A 16876-nucleotide genomic window follows, 5' to 3' on the forward strand; every position below is an offset into this window, starting at 1 on the left:
TTTTGAAAGGAAAAGATGCCTAAATTACAATTCTTTGCTCTAGGCGGTCAGGATGAAAATGGAAAAAATTGTTTCGTAATTGAATACAGTGATGACATTTTCATCTTTAACATAGGGGCTAAAGTTCCAATTAATTCAACTTATGGAGTTGATACAGTTATTCCAAGTTTTTCTTATCTTAAGAAAAATGCTAAAAAAATTAGAGGAATTTTTATAACAGATACTAAAAATTCCTCTTTTTCAGCTTTGCCTTGAATTTTAATGCAAATTCCAGGGCTTAAAATTTACACCTCTCCTTTTAGTAAGGTTAATGTTTTAGATCGAGTTAGCAAATACAAAATTGGACATAATGACTATGAAATAATTACCATTTCAAAAGATATCTCTTTTGGTGATATTACCATTAAACCAATTCAAGTCTTTGGCTCAGTTCCTGGAACTTTAGGTTTTGATGTTCAAAGTCCAATGGGTTCAGTTGTTTTTTTACTCAACTTTATTTTAGGTGAAAATGGCTTTTTTGGAAAAACAGATTTATTAGCTATCAAAAAGCAAGTTAATAATAATTTACTAGCTCTAGTTATGGACTCTGGAAAAAGCAAAAATCCAGGTTTTGCCAAAGACAAAATTCACCTTCCAAAATCAGTTGAACAAGTCTTTGAAAATGCAAAAGATAATGAACGAATTATCGTAGGAGCCTATGATGAAGAAATTGGCTCACTTAATTACATTTTAGATCTTGCCAAAAAATACAACAGACCAATAATTACTTATGGAAAATCTTATGGAAAACAGATTTTTTTAATTAAAAAAATCAATCCAAAATTCAAAACTTCTGAATTTTTAAATTACAAAAAAGCCAACTTTGTTCCTAATGCACTTATTTTAGTTACAGGTACAGTTGAAAGGCTTTATCAAAGGTTTTTAAGAATAGCTAAAAACGAAGATGTTTATCTAAATTTAAAAAGCAGTGATAATGTTATTTTTATTGCTCCTCCTGTCAATGGAATTGAAGTAATTGCAGCTCATACTTTAGATCAAGTTACAAAAGTTAGTCCCAAGATTCTTGATGTAACTGAAGAGGAATATTATAGACATCGTCCTGCTTCAAAAGACATCTATCAAACAATAGATGTTTTAAGACCAAAATACTACATTCCAGTTCAAGGACTTTATAGATATTTAGTTGATGCAGCTGCCCTTGTTAGACCACTAGGATACAACACTAAAAATACTCTTGTTTTACAAAATGGAAAAATAGCAGAATTTGATGGTGGAAAGCTAATAAGTCACAACAAAAAAATCAAACAAGTTGGTGATGACATAATTGATGGTTTTGGTTTAGGTGATGTTTCTCATGAAGTTATTAGAGAACGTGAAAAAATGGCTTCAAATGGTGTTGTACTTATTTCAGCTTGCATCAATAAATTTAAACAAATAAAAGGTAAAATTGAAATCAAATATTTAGGGCTTGTTTCAATTGCAGATCGCGATGAAATCAATGATTTTGTTAGATCAATTGTTGTTAATAATTTTTATGATGAAGAAAATTCATCACTAAAAGTTATTCAAGAAAAAATTAGAAAACAAGTAAGAAAAAAATTGTACAAAAAAATTGAAAAAGAGCCAATCGTTGTAGTTGTTTTCTATAAAATATAGCTATGAAAAAAAATAATAATCACATATCAAATTCAAAATTTAAAGCATTTTGAAAATATGTTTATTACATGATAGATGAGGATAATTATCTAAAAGGAATTATTCTCGTCTTATTTTTTTCTTTATTATTAGTTCTTTCTTTTTTTCCTCAAGTTTTTATACTCTCAATGCTCTATGGTTATACCCTAGGATTTATTTTTGGATATTATGCTATTTTTATTTATTCATATTTCATTATAAAGGGATTGAAAATAATGTTTAAAACTCAGATAGATAACTATACTATCAAAAAACCTAAATCCTTTTTTACAAAGATTATTTTTGAGTTTAATTCAATTAAATATACTCTCTTTTCTTTGTTCTTAATTTTGTTTATTCAAACCATAGTAATTGTTGTAGAAAAGCCTGAACAAAATAATCAAGAACAAATAAATTGATTTGATCATATATGAACTTCATGATTGAAATCATTTTCAAATGAAAATAACCTAGATCTTATTTACTATCCAAATTCATTAAATGCAGGTTTAATTTTTACATTAATAAGTGCAACTTTATTTAAATTTTTGCATTGAGGATGAATCTTAGTTATTTTATTTACATACTTATTAATCACATTTTTAATTGTCTTTAGAAAAGCTATTGCCAAAAAAATAAAAGCTCCTAAAGCACCTTCAAATAACGCTGAAAAAATAAGTCAAAAAGAGAATAAAAAATATTTAAAAATGTTGAAAAAATCAAAGATTCAAAATATTAGTTTTGAAAACCCACAAGAATATGAATTAAGTTCTAACTTTCAAGATGATAGTAAAATTGAAGATATAGAAAATAGCGATTCAAAAAATGATTTTTTAAATTACAATTCTATAAATTCATCAGAAAATAAAATAGAAGAAAAAAGTGATCCTTTTGATATTGGAGATACAAACATTTTCACTATTGAAACAAATGATGAAAACAATTCCAAAAAAGATGATCCCGAAGAGGATATATGAAGTTTAGAAGATGAAAATTTTTTAAATAATGAAAGGGAAAAATAATGGAAACACTACTATGAAAAGATGCTAGAGAAAAAATTAAAAAAGGTGTGAATTTTGTTGAATTTGCAGCACCTTGATGTCCAGATTGTGTGATGATGAAACCTGTAATTGAACAAGTTGAACAAGAGATAAAAAACCTTAATTTACCAGTTAACTTTTACCATGTCAATGCTGATGAATCAGGGATGTTTAGAAAAGCCGATGCTGAAGTTGCTGTGCTTAGAATACCAACTCATTACATTGTCAAAGATGGAAAACAAGTTTTCATTGGTTATGAATATTTTCCAAAGCATATTTTGGTTGAAAAAATTAAAGAACTTTTTAAATAAATTTATATAAATTCAAATTTCAATTGCTTAGTTAAATAAGCAATTTTTTATTCATTTTTTCAATTTGATTTTAGAACTTTTATCTTTATAATTTTTTATCTAAAAAATCAAAAGATAATTTCAAAACTTTTTTTGAAATTATGAAAATAAAAAAAGCACTTTTGAAATGCTTTTTTTAATTATGTTTTAGTAACTAAGAATTAAACGTATTTTTCTAGTTCTTTGTTAAATTTATCAAAATCAACTTGTTCATGAACGTTTTTGTTAATGTCTATATATTTAACAATCCCTTTTTCATCTGTGATAATTACAGTTCTTGCTAAAAGTCCTAACTCTTCAATTAAAAGTCCATTTCTTTTTCCGAAAACTAATTTTTTGTGATCTGAAAGAGGAACTATGTTATTTACTCCATGAGCTGCGCATCATTCATTTAAAGTAAAAGGCAAGTCAACTGATATAGTTAAAACTTGTAATTTATCTCCATATTTTTTTGCAATAGCACTAATTTCTTGTGTTTGAAAATCACATACACTTGTGTTTATAGCTGGAAATACAGATACAACTGTTAATTTTCCAGGTACATCAAATTCATAATTTTCTAAAGAAGTTGTAGTTGCTTCAAATGTTAATTTATCCCCTACTTGAATAGGATTGGCAAATAATTTATATTCATTTGTTTTAAAAAAAACTGTTTTCATGTTTATCCTTTATAACTTTTAAAAAATTTCAAAATTGAACTAAATAAATTTTCTGCTAAAACAAAATTTTCTTCATCATTTCAAGAAAAAATTTCCATTTGTAATTTTCCTTCAAATTCATCATAAACAAGTTTTATCATTGATTTTATTTTATTCTCTTTAATTAAAACACAATTTTGGCTTTTAATTAAAATTAAATTTTGGAATAAAGTATTTTTTTCACTTTTTGTTTCAATTAATTGATAAAAATCATTTAATGTTTTTTGTTCAACTTTTAAATTAGCTTTGTCAAAATAAAGTGGTGGATAAATATTCTTAACAAAATTTACAACATTAGATACATTTCCATTTTGAGTTTTATAGTAATTAATTAATTCAGTAAAAATAACAATAAATTCAAATTTATTAAAGAAAAATATTTTCTTGTAATTGAAGTTAAATTCAAGATCATCGTTAATTGCAAAAAGAAAATTTTTCATCTTTAAATTTTGATGATCTACTTGATCACTTTGAACAAGATTAACTTGATATTTTTGTGTTATAGGTTCAAAGATTTTTTCTAAAAAAGAGGGTATTAAAATAAAGCTCATTTGTGTTAACTCTTGTTTTAGTTTTTTGTTCATTAAATAGAGCTCTAAAAAAATTCTTAGAAGTTGATGTTTTTCAAGTTTTCTAGTTTTGCCATTGAAATTTAAAACAACATCTAAATCACTACCAAGTGAGTTAGTTAAAAATGCTAAATCAAACTTTATTTTTTTAAGTTTTCTAAAGATTTTTCAAATTTTAAAATTTGCATTTTTCTTACTTGTATTTGAAAAATATCTTATATCCATTGATCCTAAAATTCTCTTAGTAAAATTTTCAAAAGAGAAGTTATTTTTTGCTATAAAAACTTTTAATTTTCTTTGGTCATTTTTTCTTTCAAAATGTGCAATAGAATCATCTTTAAAATTGTCTATTAAATTTTTTGTTTTTATAATTCTAGGTGCTTTTTTATGGTACTTTATTTGATCAAAATTTATGTTATTTATTTCATTTAATATTTGCCCATAAAAACCAAGATCAATGTTGTATCCTTTTGAATCTAAAAATGATACTGAATAAGTTTTTTCAATGATGTCATATTGAATAAAAATCCCATAATCAAAATTTATTTTTTGAAAAGCATAACTTACAATATTTTGTATTTGACTCGGTTGATCTAAAACTGAAATTTCCATATTTTTAGCACCAAAGATTTCTTGGGCAATTGTTGAGTATTTATCTAATGATTTATTTGAGTTTTCTATAACTAAAATTTTATTATTATTTTTTATATCAATTAAGTTACAAAAAGCTTTTACAATTAGTGAAAAAGTTATTTCATTAAAATTAGAAAGACCCAATCCTTTTTTCATATAAAAACCATTTTTATTAAAAAAAGGTAAAGTAAAAAACACTTCTTTTGTTTTATCAAAATTTTTTCTTATTCTTTTTAATTTTCAAGTTGTCATTGGTCTTTTTTTATAAAAATCAAATCAATAATTTAATCTATCCATATTTCAAACCTAGCCTTGTTCTTTTAAAATCTATATTAACCTTATAAGGAATTTAAATATCAAGTAATTATTTAAGAAAAAAACAAATTCTTTTAATTTCTTAAAATTCTTTCTTATCATTATATGATAAGTAAATAATAGCAATTTAAAATAATCAATATTTAAATTTTAAAAACTCAAATTAATTTTAATTTTAGCTTTTATTGGACATAGATTTATTTACAAAAAAGCAAAATGTAAATTGTATATAATATACTTTAATTATGTCGAAGGTAGATTTTTTACACATTAAAGGCGCAAGAGAAAACAATTTAAAAAATGTTGAATTAACAATTCCAAAAAATAAATTAGTTATCTTTACTGGACTTTCAGGATCTGGTAAATCTTCACTTGCTTTTAACACCATTTATGAAGAAGGAAGAAGAAGATATGTTGATTCACTTTCTTCTTATGCAAGACAATTTTTAGGTGGAACTTCCAAACCTGATGTTGATTCAATTGAAGGGCTTAGTCCTGCAATTTCAATAGAACAAAAAACAACTCACAATAATCCTCGTTCAACAGTAGGAACAGTTACTGAAATTTATGATTATCTAAGGCTTCTTTATGCTCGAATTGGAAAGCCTTTTTGTCCTAAACATAAAATCAAAATTGAAGGTAAAACAACAAAGCTTATTATTGAAGGTATTGTCGACTTTCCAAAAAATTCAAAACTAATCATTCTCTCACCTGTTGTTGAACTTGAAAAAGGAACTCATCAAAAGTTAATTGCAAAATTAAAAACTGAAGGATTTTTAAGATTAAAAATTAACAATGAAATTGTTTCACTTAGTGATGATAAAGAAATAAATCTTGACAAAAATAAAAGACACTCAATTGATATTGTTGTTGATCGTATTGTTTTAAATGAAGAAAAAAAATTAGAAATTTCTGAAGCCATTTCCATAGCTCTAGAATATGGAAAAGGCATAGTAAAAGTTGAAAATGTTGAAACAGGTGAAATCAAGATTTTTTCAAGCAATCATTCATGTCCAAAAGGCGATTTTGAAATGCCTAAAATTGAGACAAGACTTTTTTCATTTAACTCACCTTATGGTATGTGTCAAAATTGTAAGGGACTAGGTGTTCAACTTCGAGGAGATTATAATCTTTTAGTGCCTGATCAAAACCTTTCAATTAGTGAAGGAGCTATTAAAATTTTTGAATCAACTGTTAATTCATCAAATCAAGAATGACAAGAATTTGAAGCACTTTTAAACTACTATGGAATTGATAAAAACATACCAATGAGAAAGCTCTCTGAAAGCGATCGTCAAATCATAAAATATGGTTCAAAAGAAGAAATTGACTACATCATTAAAAGTCAAAGTAATAAATTCAAAAGAACAAAAAGAATTGAAGGAATTATTGACAAAGTTGAAAGAAAATATTTAGAAACTTCTTCAGAGGGAATCAGAACTTGAATCAAACGATATATGTCAGAGTTTATTTGTAACATGTGTAAAGGTTCAAGATTAAATGAGCATGCATTAGCAGTTAAAATTAATGGTTTAAATATATGAGAGATTTCTTCTCTTTCAATTAATGATGTTTATGAACAATCTATAAATTTGAATCTTAGTGATTATGAAAGAGAAATCACTACTTTGCTTATTTCAGAGCTTACTTCTAGACTTTCATTTTTAGTAGATGTGGGTCTTGATTATTTAACACTAAATAGAATGGCAGAGTCACTCTCTGGAGGAGAGGCTCAAAGGATAAGACTTGCCACTCAAATTGGTTCAAATTTAACTGGTGTTTTGTATGTTCTAGATGAGCCATCAATTGGACTTCATCAAAAGGACAATGAAAGGTTAATTAAAACACTTAGAAAAATGGTTGAAATAGGAAATACACTTATTGTTGTTGAACATGATGAAGACACTATGAGAGCTAGTGATTTTATAGTTGATATAGGACCTAAAGCAGGAAGTCATGGAGGAGAAATTGTTGCTCTAGGAAGTGTTGAAGATATCATTAAAAATCCTATTTCCATAACAGGTAAATACCTTTCGGGAGAGTGGCAAAATGCAACTCCTAAATCAAGAAGAAGTGGAAGTGGAAATGTAATTAAAATTACAGGAGCTTCTCAAAACAATATTAAGAAATTAGATTTTAAAATTCCTCTTGGTAAATTCATAGGTGTAACTGGAGTTTCAGGATCAGGAAAATCAACTTTAATTAATCAAGTTTTAGTCAATGCAATTGAAAAAGGAATTGCAAGGGATTTTTCTCATGATAAAAACAAAAACTACGAAAAAATTGAAGGACTTCTTTACATTGATAAACTAATCAAAATTAGTCAAAGTCCAATAGGAAGAACTCCTCGTTCAAACCCAGCTACATACTCATCACTTTTTGATGATATTAGAGAAATTTTTAGTAATGTTCCAGAGGCAAAAGCACGTGGCTATCAAAAAGGTAGATTTTCATTTAATGTCCCTGGTGGAAGATGTGAAAAATGCTCAGGAGATGGCTCTATAAAAATTGAGATGTTTTTCCTTCCAAATGTTTATATAACTTGTGATCATTGTGATGGAAAAAGATACAATGAAGAAACACTTCAAATCAAATATCGCTCAAAAAGTATTAGCGATGTTTTAGACATGACAGTTAGTGATGCTTTAGCTTTTTTTGAAAACAGATTAATTGTCAAAAATAAGCTTCAAACTTTAGAAGATGTAGGACTAGGATATATTAAATTAGGTCAGTCTTCAACAACACTTTCTGGTGGAGAGGCTCAAAGAGTTAAACTAGCTTCACATCTACTAAAAAAATCAACTGGAAAAACTCTTTATGTTTTAGATGAACCAACAACAGGGCTTCACTCTCATGATGTTTCACTACTTTTAAAAGTTTTAAATAGACTAGTAGACAAAGGTGATACAGTAATTGTAATTGAGCATAATTTAGATGTAATAAAAAATTGTGATTATCTAATAGATCTAGGCCCTGGTGGAGGAGTCAATGGTGGTAAAATTATAGCAACTGGAACTCCTGAACAAGTTGCTCAAATTGAAAAAAGCTACACAGGAGAGTTTTTAAAAAGAGTACTATAATGAAGAAAAAACTATTTGTAAGCGAATTAATAAAACACTTTGATTTAGAAGTTTTAAATCATGATTTTCCAGAAATTGAAGATAGAGAAATTTTAACCCCTTCAATTAAAAGGCTTGGTCTAGAACTCTCTGGACATTTTATCTATGATGCAATTAGCGGTGTTATTGTTGGTTGAGGAACAAATGAAAGTAAATTTTTTGAAAAAATTGGAAGTGAAAAAGCTAAAAGTTCTATTGAAGAAATTTTTTCAAGAAAAATACCAATGCTAGTTCTTTCTAAAGGTTTTGACAAAAACTACTATTCAACAATTATTGAAATTGCTAATAAGCACAAAACACCTGTTATTTTTTACAAAGCTAGCCTTTCTGAAATCAACACTATTTTAGGAATTTACCTACTTCAATACTTTGCAAAAAAAGTTCAAGTTCACGGAACTTTAGTAAGTGTTTTTGGGATGGGAATTTTAATAGTTGGAGATTCTGGACTAGGAAAAAGTGAAGCTGCCCTTGAACTTGTTCAAAAAGGACATGTTTTAATTAGTGATGATGCTGTTTTGGTAAGTCACTATGGAAATAAATATTTCGGAAAAGCCCCTTACATAACTAAAAATTTAATTGAAGTAAGAGGGCTAGGTTTAATCGATATTTTAAGTGTTCATGGACTAAAGAGTGTTTTACCTGAGTGTGAAATTAATTTTGTAGTAGAATTAAAGGATTACGAACAAAACAAAAGTAATTTTGACCGGCTAGGTAATAAGGTGTTAAAATATCAAATCGGCGAATGAAAAATTCCTAAGATAGAAATTCCTATCCGGCAAGGAAGAAGTGTTGCTTCACTAATTGAAGCTTCAGCAAATATGTTTTTGTCCAAACTAAATGGACATGATGTTTTAGCTATGATCCAAGAAAGGAGCTTAAATGACGAGTAACTTTTTTCCTTATAAAGAAGGAACTGCTACTTTTTTAATTGATCCTTATGTTAGAGTCTATCCTATTGCAATTTTAATGGGTATGATTATTTCAATTTTAACAGTTGCTTTTTTTTGAAGAAAAGAAAAATTTAACTTTGACCATTTCTTTGCATTACTTTTTATTATTATTCCTAGCTCAATTATTGGTGCTAGGCTTTGATTTGTCTTTGAAAGACTAATTTATAATCCCCAAAATCCTTTCCCCGGCTCTGCTTGATATGCCATCTGAGAAGGAGGGCTATCAATTCAAGGTGGAGTTGCCCTTCCTGCTATTTTAAGCCTTGTCTACATTTACTTCAAAAGAGACTACATCGATTATCGAAAAGCTCTAAGTATGATTTTGCCAACAGTTCTAATTGGTCAGGCCATTGGACGATGAGGAAACTTTGCAAACCATGAAGTTTATGGAAAAATTGATCCAACAGGACAATCATCACTAATTTTTGGAGAGTGACTAGCAAGACATATGTTTATCTACAATGCAAATGAGTCTGCTGCAAGTGCTGCTTTTAGATATCCTTTATTCTTATATGAGTCTATTTCCTCAATTATTGGTTATATAATTATTGTGTGAATCATTCAAGAAAGAAACCTATTAAAACCTGGATCAAATGGAGGGCTATACTTTGTTTACTATGGAACCGTGCGTTTAGCAATGGAGCCTTTAAGAGAAGAGTCTTATTTTTACTACTCACTAGCTGCCATGTTTTCAATTTTAATTGGTGGAATGATGATGATTTACTTTGAAATTTGAGCAAATCCATCAAGGTATGTAAAAACTAAAATTGGTAAATTTAGATACCAATATGATTGAACAAAAGTTGTAGTTGATAAAAAGGATAAAAAAATTAAATTTCAAAGCAACAATAACAAAAACAAAACAGAAGGAAAGATAAAAAAATATGTCACAAAATAAAATCTATGATGTCGCAATTATTGGTGCAGGACCAGGTGCTTTAACCGCTGCAATTTATACTTCAAGAGGAAATTTAGATACTGTTTTTATTGACAATGCAGCTCCAGGGGGAAAATTAATTTATGCTTCAAAAATCGAAAACTGGCCTGGTGATACAATTGTTAAAGGAACAGATCTAGCTATTAGATTTTTTGAACATGCTCAAGCTTTTGGAGCTAAATATGAATATGGAAAAGTTGTTGATTTAATCAACATTAAGGATGATTTAAAAGAGTTAGTTCTTGAAGATGGAAAAAAAATTCAAGCTAAGTCAGTAATTATTGCCTCAGGAATGGTCTCAAGAAAACCAAGAGAAATTCTAAACTATGATGAATTTGAAAATAGAGGAGTAAGCTACTGTGTAATTTGTGATGGTCCTATGTATGGCCACAATCCAGCAATTATCATTGGTGGAGGAAACTCAGCTGTTGAAGAAGGTACATTTTTAAGCTCAATAGCTTCTAAAGTTTATGTAATTGTAAGAGATAGTGACTTTATTGCCGAAAAAGCTTTAGTAAATGATTTAAAAAGTAGAAAAAACATTGAAGTTCTTTTTAATGCAAGTGTTAAAGAACTTCATGGTAAAGATGCCTTAGAATATGCTATTGTAAATCACAATGGTAAAGAGGTTAAACTTGAAGTTGCTTCTCTTTTCCCATACATTGGATTTTTACCTTCAGCTGAATATGCTAAAAACGCAGGTGTGTTAGAGCCAAATGGTTTTATTAAAACTGATGAATTTATGGAAACTAAAGTTCCTGGAATTTATGCAATTGGAGATATAAGAATTAAAGATATTCGTCAAATTCTTACAGCTACCTCTGATGGAACAATTGCAGGAAAAATACTTACAAATAGAATTAAAAAATAAAACAAAATAAGTTAGATAAAATTATCTAATTTTATTTTTTATTTTGCTTTAAAATAGCAATAAAACAAAATCGCTAATGAAAATTTAGGGGGAAAATAAAAGATGAAATTAATCAAAATTCAAGCACATGGTTTTAAATCATTTGCAGAGCCAATTCAACTTTCCTTTGATGGTGGAGTAGCTGGAATCATAGGGCCAAATGGTAGTGGTAAAAGTAATATAAATGATGCCATTAAATGAGTCTTGGGTGAACAATCTTCAAAATCACTTAGAGGTGATAACATGGAAGATGTTATTTTTGCAGGATCTAAAAATGTTAAGGAGATGAACAAAGCTAGTGTTACTTTAACTTTTGACAACTCAAATAATGCCTCATCTGTGCCTCATAAAGTCTTTACAATTACACGTGAATTAGAAAGAGGAAAAGGCTCAAATATTTACTACATAAATGATGAAATAGTTCGCTACAAAGACATCAAAGACATAGCTCTTGAATCAGGAATTTCAAAATCATCTTTGGCTATTATCTCTCAAGGAACAGTTAGTGATATTGCAGAGGCAAGCCCTGAAGATAGAAGAGGAATTTTTGAAGAAGCAGCTGGGGTAAGTAAATACAAATCAAGAAAAAAAGAAGCTCTAAGAAAACTAGAAAAAACTAATGAATCTTTGGAAAAAATTCAAACTGTTATTCTTGAACTTGAAAAACAATTAAAACCTTTAAAAAACCAAGCTGAGAAAGCTCGTATTTATCTTCAAAAATCTAAAGAACTAAAAGATGTTGAAGTTGGTCTTATCATTCATAATTTAGACTTTTATTCAACCAAACTAAAAGAATTTGAAATTGAGCTTGAAGGTGTTGTTGAAACTAAAGAAAATCTTGAACAACAAGTAAGAAAATGTGAAAACATCATTGAACAAAATTCAGGTGATCGTCTTAAGTTTGAAAAAGAACTTCACTTCCTTGTCCAAGATCTTGATAATCTAAATGAAAAACTTAGAAATCTAGAGCTTATTTCAGCTAATGAAAATCAAAGAAGAGAACTTATTATTTCAGGACAAATTAAAGTCAACCCTGAAGAAAAAATGAAGGTTATCAAAGAACAACTTCAAATCATTAAATCAAGAATCAACTTTTACACAAAACAAACTGAAGAGTTAAGTCAAATTGTTAGTGATAAAAAAAATGAAGTTCAAGAACTTGAAAAAACAATTTCAACTAAACGAATTGAACAAAACAAAATATCAAATAAGCTAAATGAAACTAAAGTTAAAATCAACATTTTACTTGAACATAAAAAAAACAAAACTAACATGTTCAAAGGTACTAAAACCATTGTTGAACACAAAAACATCTTTAAAGGTTATCACGGGCTTGTTAGTGAAGTTTTAAAAGTAGATCAAGAATATATTCCAGCAATTGATGCAGTTTTAAATAATGCTCTTCAACACATTGTTGTTGAGGATGCTCAAATTGCAGTTACAGCTGTTAATTTCTTGAAAAAAAATGATGGAGGAAGAGCAACTTTTATTCCTTTAAAATCAATAAAACCTAAATCAATTAAAGATGAACATTTTTTAGCTTTAAATATGAAAAAAGGCTTTATTGATGTAGCTTCAAATCTTGTTAAATATGAACCTAAATTTGAAGTTTTAAGTAAGTTCTTGTTAGGTAATATTCTTGTAGTTAGTGACATAGAAAGCGCCAAAGATATAGCAGCTATTTTAGATAACAAATACATGATTGTTACCCTTGAAGGAGATCTTATTAGAACTGGTGGAGTTATTACCGGTGGAGTTCAACAAGCTAGCACAAATTTAATTGGTTTAGATGAACAAATTGCTAAGCTTGAAGAGATAGTTCCAATTATTTCAAAAGAAGTTGAAAACACTTCAAATCAAATCACTAACTTAGAACACAAAAAATATGAATTAACTAATGTAGTTAGTGAATTTAGTGTTGAAGCTGCTAAAGTCTATGAAAAACTTTCAAATGATCAAAAAAGCTTTGATAGTTTAACAGCTGAATATCAAACAATTTCAGCCAAAGATTTAGGTGAGTCTTCCTCAAGTGCTCTTGATCAACAAATCAATGAAATCCAAGCTAAAAAAGTTATTTTACAAGCTCAAATTAGAGCTAAAAAAGAATCAATTTTAAGTTTAAATACAGACTTTTCAAAAGTAACACTTGAAAAAAATGATTTAGAAAAATCTCTTCGTATTTTAAATGATTCTTTTTCAAAAAAAATCACTGAAAAAAACAAAGCTGAGTTTTATCTTGACACTAACCAAAAAAGATTAAGTGAATTTTATAACATGACTTATGAAATGGCCAAAGATAATTTCTCTTTATCAATAGACATCACTGAAGCTGAAGAGTTTGTTGGAAGAATAAAAGAAGAAATTAAAGATCTAGGAAATATCAACATTGATTCAATTAAATCTTATGAAGAAATTTCAGAAAGATATGATGGATTAAAAGCAACTGAAAGTGAAATAGTTGATGCCAAAGATAAAATTGAAAGTGCCATTAAAGAAATGGACAAAATCATAATCACAAAATTAAGAGACACTCTTAGTGCAATTAATGAAGAATTTAACAATGTTTTCCAAAGCATGTTTGGAGGAGGAGAAGCTAGAGTTGAATTTGTCGATCCTAGCGATATCCTTGAATCAGGAATTGACATCAAAGCTCAACCTCCTGGAAAATCAATTAAAAACTTGAAGCTTTTTTCAGGTGGAGAAAAATCACTTATTGCAATATCTTTACTTTTTGCAATTTTAAAATCAAAACCACTTCCTTTATGTATTTTAGACGAAGTAGAAGCTGCCCTTGATGATGCAAACGTTGTAAGATATGCTGAGTATTTACAAAAACTAAAAACTAAGACTCAATTTTTAGTAATCACCCATAGACACGGAACTATGTCAAGAGTTGATCACCTTTTTGGAGCTACTATGCAAACAAGAGGGGTAACATCATTTTTTAGCGTGGAATTGGCTAGAGCAAAAGAACTAATTAAAGACACTAAAATTGAAAGCTAATACCAAAAAAATTAAGCTCTAATTCATTAGAAAAAACAATTAATTTTTTAACAAAAATTTTATAAGAAAAACAACTCACTATATTTTTTGTGAGTTGTTTTTTATTTAACTTATTAAAACAATAAAGTAAGCTCTTTTTTCATAAAATAAGTGCCCCTTGAAACTGGGCACTTATTTTTAAAAATAAATTATTTATTGTAGAACTCAACAATTAAAGAATCATTAACTTCTTTTAAGAATTCATTTCTTTCAGGTAAACGAGTAAAAGTTGCTTTAAAGTCTTTAACACTTAATCAATCTGCTGCTGTTCTAATTTCTTTGTTTCTTAAAACTTGAGCATTTTTTTGTAATTTTTCTTTAATTTCAATTACTTTACCTACAGCTACTCTATATGAAGGAATATCAACTTTTTTTCCATCAACTAAAACATGTCCATGGTTTACAAATTGTCTTGCTTGTCTTCTTGTTTCTGCAAAACCTGCTCTATAAACTAAATTGTCTAATCTTTGCTCTAAGAATTGTAAGAAGTTTGTACCTTGAACACCTTTAAGTTTTGAAGATTTTTTAAATGAATTAGCAAATTGTCTTTCATTAACTCCATATAGATTTTTAACTTTTTGTTTTTCATATAAATGAAGTCCATAATCAGAAAGTTTTGTTCTTCTTTGACCATGTTGACCTGGAGCGTAATTTCTCTTTTTACCCTTATTAAATTCTTTTTCATTTTCTAAAACAGAAAAACCTAGTCTTCTAGATTTTTTAAATAATGACGATCTGTCTCTTGACATTTTTTCCTCTTTTCTGCAAAACTAGAGGATTTAATTCTTTTGAAGTTTTCTTAATCTAATGATTTCGGAATTAACAGCATACTTACTTTCAAATCTTAGGACAAATTAAGAAAATAAATCAAAATATTAAATTGCTGTTTTGCTAAAGCATATTTTACATTATTTTATTTAGAAAATCTATTTTTTGTTTTTGTTAAATTTTAAATTAACATATAATTTTAGCAATGCTTTGAGTTTTAATATTTATGATCCTTTTTTTCGCAATTACTTTATTAATTATTTTTTGGTTTTACATTCATTTAAAAATAATTAAAAAAGAAGCACAAAGCTCAAATAGACTTGCAAGTTGAGAATGAGAAAATCAAATAGCTCCAAGCTTAAATCGCTATGAAACAATGTCAATAAATGACAACAATTTAACCAAACAATATGATAGCATTTGTAGAATTTACCAAGAAATAATCGAGATTAACAAAAACATTAAAATAACATCTAAAAAAATCCTAGATTGATTTGAAAATCCAGATAGATTAAACATTCTATTTAAATACACAAAAGAATTAAAAGATTTTCAAAAACAATTTGAACATGAAGACAAAAAACTAAAAGAAGAAAGCTTTGTCTTTGACAACAACCAAATGCAATTTGAAAATCAATTAGAAAAATCTAGAAAAAATATTCAATGTATAGAAAAGTATTTTAAAGAAAATGAAAATGCTTTTTTTTCAACAAAACAAACTATTAAAGCTACTATCAAAAATGTTCAAGAAATCTTAGAACAAGTTGAACATGATGGTGTAGAAAGAATTACTGAACAATATAAAAAATTAGATAGTATTTCTTCATCAAACAATTTAATGTCAAAAAACTTAAAGAAAATATCTTTTCTTGATTATATAGCTAGCTTTAGAATAAAATATGTTATTGATGAGCTTGAAAAAATAATTCTTGATAGCAAAAAAAAGGGCATTGATTTTATTAACATTGAAAACAATTTAGAAGAGGTTAAAGAGCTCGGAGATTCCTTTGAAAAGGAAATTAAAATTTTAACCAGTGATACTAAAAAAACTTTTGTAATGAGAATTTATGAAATATATTTATCAATAATAAATTTATACAATAGAAACATTGCTAATTTCAATTGAATTCAAAGTAATATTGAACCTTTAAAAGAAGCAAATGAAGCAATTTACAAATATAGCCAGTTTATTTTAAGTGCTTTTAAAGATTCAGAGACAATGAAAAATTTTGAAAATCACACTATTGAAAATTGACAATCACAAATCATCTATCAACAAGACAAAATAGATGACTTTTTTGATAGATTAAAATTAAATCAAAATCCCCTTGATATTAACTTACTTTTAAAGTTCTTTTTTGACTTTTCACAACTTATAAATATGATGATAGATTTATATGAATTTAACAATAAAATTATTGAGGATATAAACTACACAAACTTTAAATTTTCACAAGATATACAAAATTATAAAAACCATTTTTCTTTTCTAGAATGACTAATTTCAATTGCATCAAAAAACAAAATGAGTTTTACTTATGAAGAGCAAAAAATCTTAGAACAAATTCTATCAATCAACGTTTTAATAAATAAAGAAAATGATGAAAATATTTCAATTGAAAATAAGAAAAAATTATCATGAAATATCTTAAAATTTGAAAAGCTATTAAATTCTTTTTACATAAAAGTTTGAGAAAAAATTGAATATATTCATCTTTATGAAATTATTGTTCAACAAAATCAAATAAGACGTTTAAATGATCAAGAAATTAACTTAGCCTTTCAACAAGCAGATAAAGAATTCAAAAAAAATCAATATCAAAATGCAGTTCATTTACTTATTGATTCATTAACAAAAGAGGTAAATTAAA

Annotated in this window: 12 protein-coding genes; 9 read left to right on the forward strand and 3 right to left on the reverse strand. The window is 27.2% G+C overall.

Translation table 4 applies throughout. The features are described 5' to 3' along the window. The first annotated feature begins 15 nt into the window (after positions 1-15). The 3 genes from EXC36_RS03555 to EXC36_RS03565 all read left to right on the forward strand — a co-directional run bounded on the left by EXC36_RS03555 (position 16) and on the right by EXC36_RS03565 (position 3025). On the forward strand, positions 16-1656 hold the full coding sequence (locus EXC36_RS03555; protein ID WP_010925506.1) for a ribonuclease J: 1641 nt from the start codon (positions 16-18) through the stop codon (positions 1654-1656). A 254-nt stretch (positions 1657-1910) separates the two neighbouring features. Further along, complete coding sequence (locus EXC36_RS03560; RefSeq protein ID WP_129690455.1) at positions 1911-2696, forward strand: hypothetical protein; 786 nt, start codon at positions 1911-1913, stop codon at positions 2694-2696. Beyond that, entirely contained in the window at positions 2696-3025 is a 330-nt protein-coding gene (locus EXC36_RS03565) for a thioredoxin family protein (protein ID WP_010925508.1), read from the forward strand. The genes EXC36_RS03560 and EXC36_RS03565 overlap by 1 nt, the downstream gene beginning before the upstream one ends. A 200-nt stretch (positions 3026-3225) precedes the next feature. Here the strand turns inward: EXC36_RS03565 and EXC36_RS03570 are convergent, their stop codons facing one another. Further along, positions 3226-3723, reverse strand: a complete 498-nt coding sequence (locus EXC36_RS03570) for a peroxiredoxin (RefSeq protein ID WP_010925509.1) — start codon at positions 3721-3723, stop codon at positions 3226-3228. A gap of 2 nt (positions 3724-3725) precedes the next feature. Next, positions 3726-5261, reverse strand: coding sequence for an MAG5620 family putative phospho-sugar mutase (locus EXC36_RS03575; RefSeq protein ID WP_165152530.1), 1536 nt, complete (start codon positions 5259-5261; stop codon positions 3726-3728). Positions 5262-5524: 263 nt separating this feature from the next. Between EXC36_RS03575 and uvrA the strand changes: the two genes are divergently transcribed. The 5 genes from uvrA to EXC36_RS03600 all read left to right on the forward strand — a co-directional run bounded on the left by uvrA (position 5525) and on the right by EXC36_RS03600 (position 14198). Then, entirely contained in the window at positions 5525-8359 is a 2835-nt protein-coding gene (gene uvrA / locus EXC36_RS03580) for an excinuclease ABC subunit UvrA (RefSeq protein ID WP_010925511.1), read from the forward strand. Beyond that, positions 8359-9288 carry an HPr(Ser) kinase/phosphatase gene (gene hprK / locus EXC36_RS03585; protein WP_010925512.1) on the forward strand — a complete coding sequence of 310 codons (930 nt, stop codon included), beginning with the start codon at positions 8359-8361 and terminating at the stop codon, positions 9286-9288. The genes uvrA and hprK overlap by 1 nt, the downstream gene beginning before the upstream one ends. Beyond that, entirely contained in the window at positions 9278-10246 is a 969-nt protein-coding gene (gene lgt / locus EXC36_RS03590) for a prolipoprotein diacylglyceryl transferase (protein WP_010925513.1), read from the forward strand. The genes hprK and lgt overlap by 11 nt, the downstream gene beginning before the upstream one ends. Continuing rightward, positions 10233-11156 carry an NAD(P)/FAD-dependent oxidoreductase gene (locus EXC36_RS03595; protein ID WP_010925514.1) on the forward strand — a complete coding sequence of 308 codons (924 nt, stop codon included), beginning with the start codon at positions 10233-10235 and terminating at the stop codon, positions 11154-11156. Before lgt ends, EXC36_RS03595 begins: the two co-directional genes overlap by 14 nt. A gap of 102 nt (positions 11157-11258) precedes the next feature. Continuing rightward, positions 11259-14198 (forward strand): AAA family ATPase, encoded by a 2940-nt coding sequence (locus tag EXC36_RS03600; RefSeq protein ID WP_010925515.1) that lies wholly within the window; start codon positions 11259-11261, stop codon positions 14196-14198. Positions 14199-14386: 188 nt separating this feature from the next. Here the strand turns inward: EXC36_RS03600 and rpsD are convergent, their stop codons facing one another. Further along, the gene (gene rpsD, locus EXC36_RS03605) at positions 14387-14986 is read right to left on the reverse strand and encodes a 30S ribosomal protein S4 (RefSeq protein WP_010925517.1); all 600 of its coding nucleotides are present in this window, start codon (positions 14984-14986) and stop codon (positions 14387-14389) included. Between the two features lie 245 nt (positions 14987-15231). On the opposite strand from rpsD, the gene EXC36_RS03610 reads away from it, so the two are divergent. After that, on the forward strand, positions 15232-16875 hold the full coding sequence (locus tag EXC36_RS03610; protein WP_041364229.1) for a hypothetical protein: 1644 nt from the start codon (positions 15232-15234) through the stop codon (positions 16873-16875). Position 16876 lies beyond the last annotated feature (1 nt).

This window comes from Mycoplasmopsis pulmonis (assembly GCF_900660575.1).
In the GTDB taxonomy this organism is placed as follows: Bacteria; Bacillota_I; Bacilli_A; order Mycoplasmatales; family Metamycoplasmataceae; genus Mycoplasmopsis_B; species Mycoplasmopsis_B pulmonis.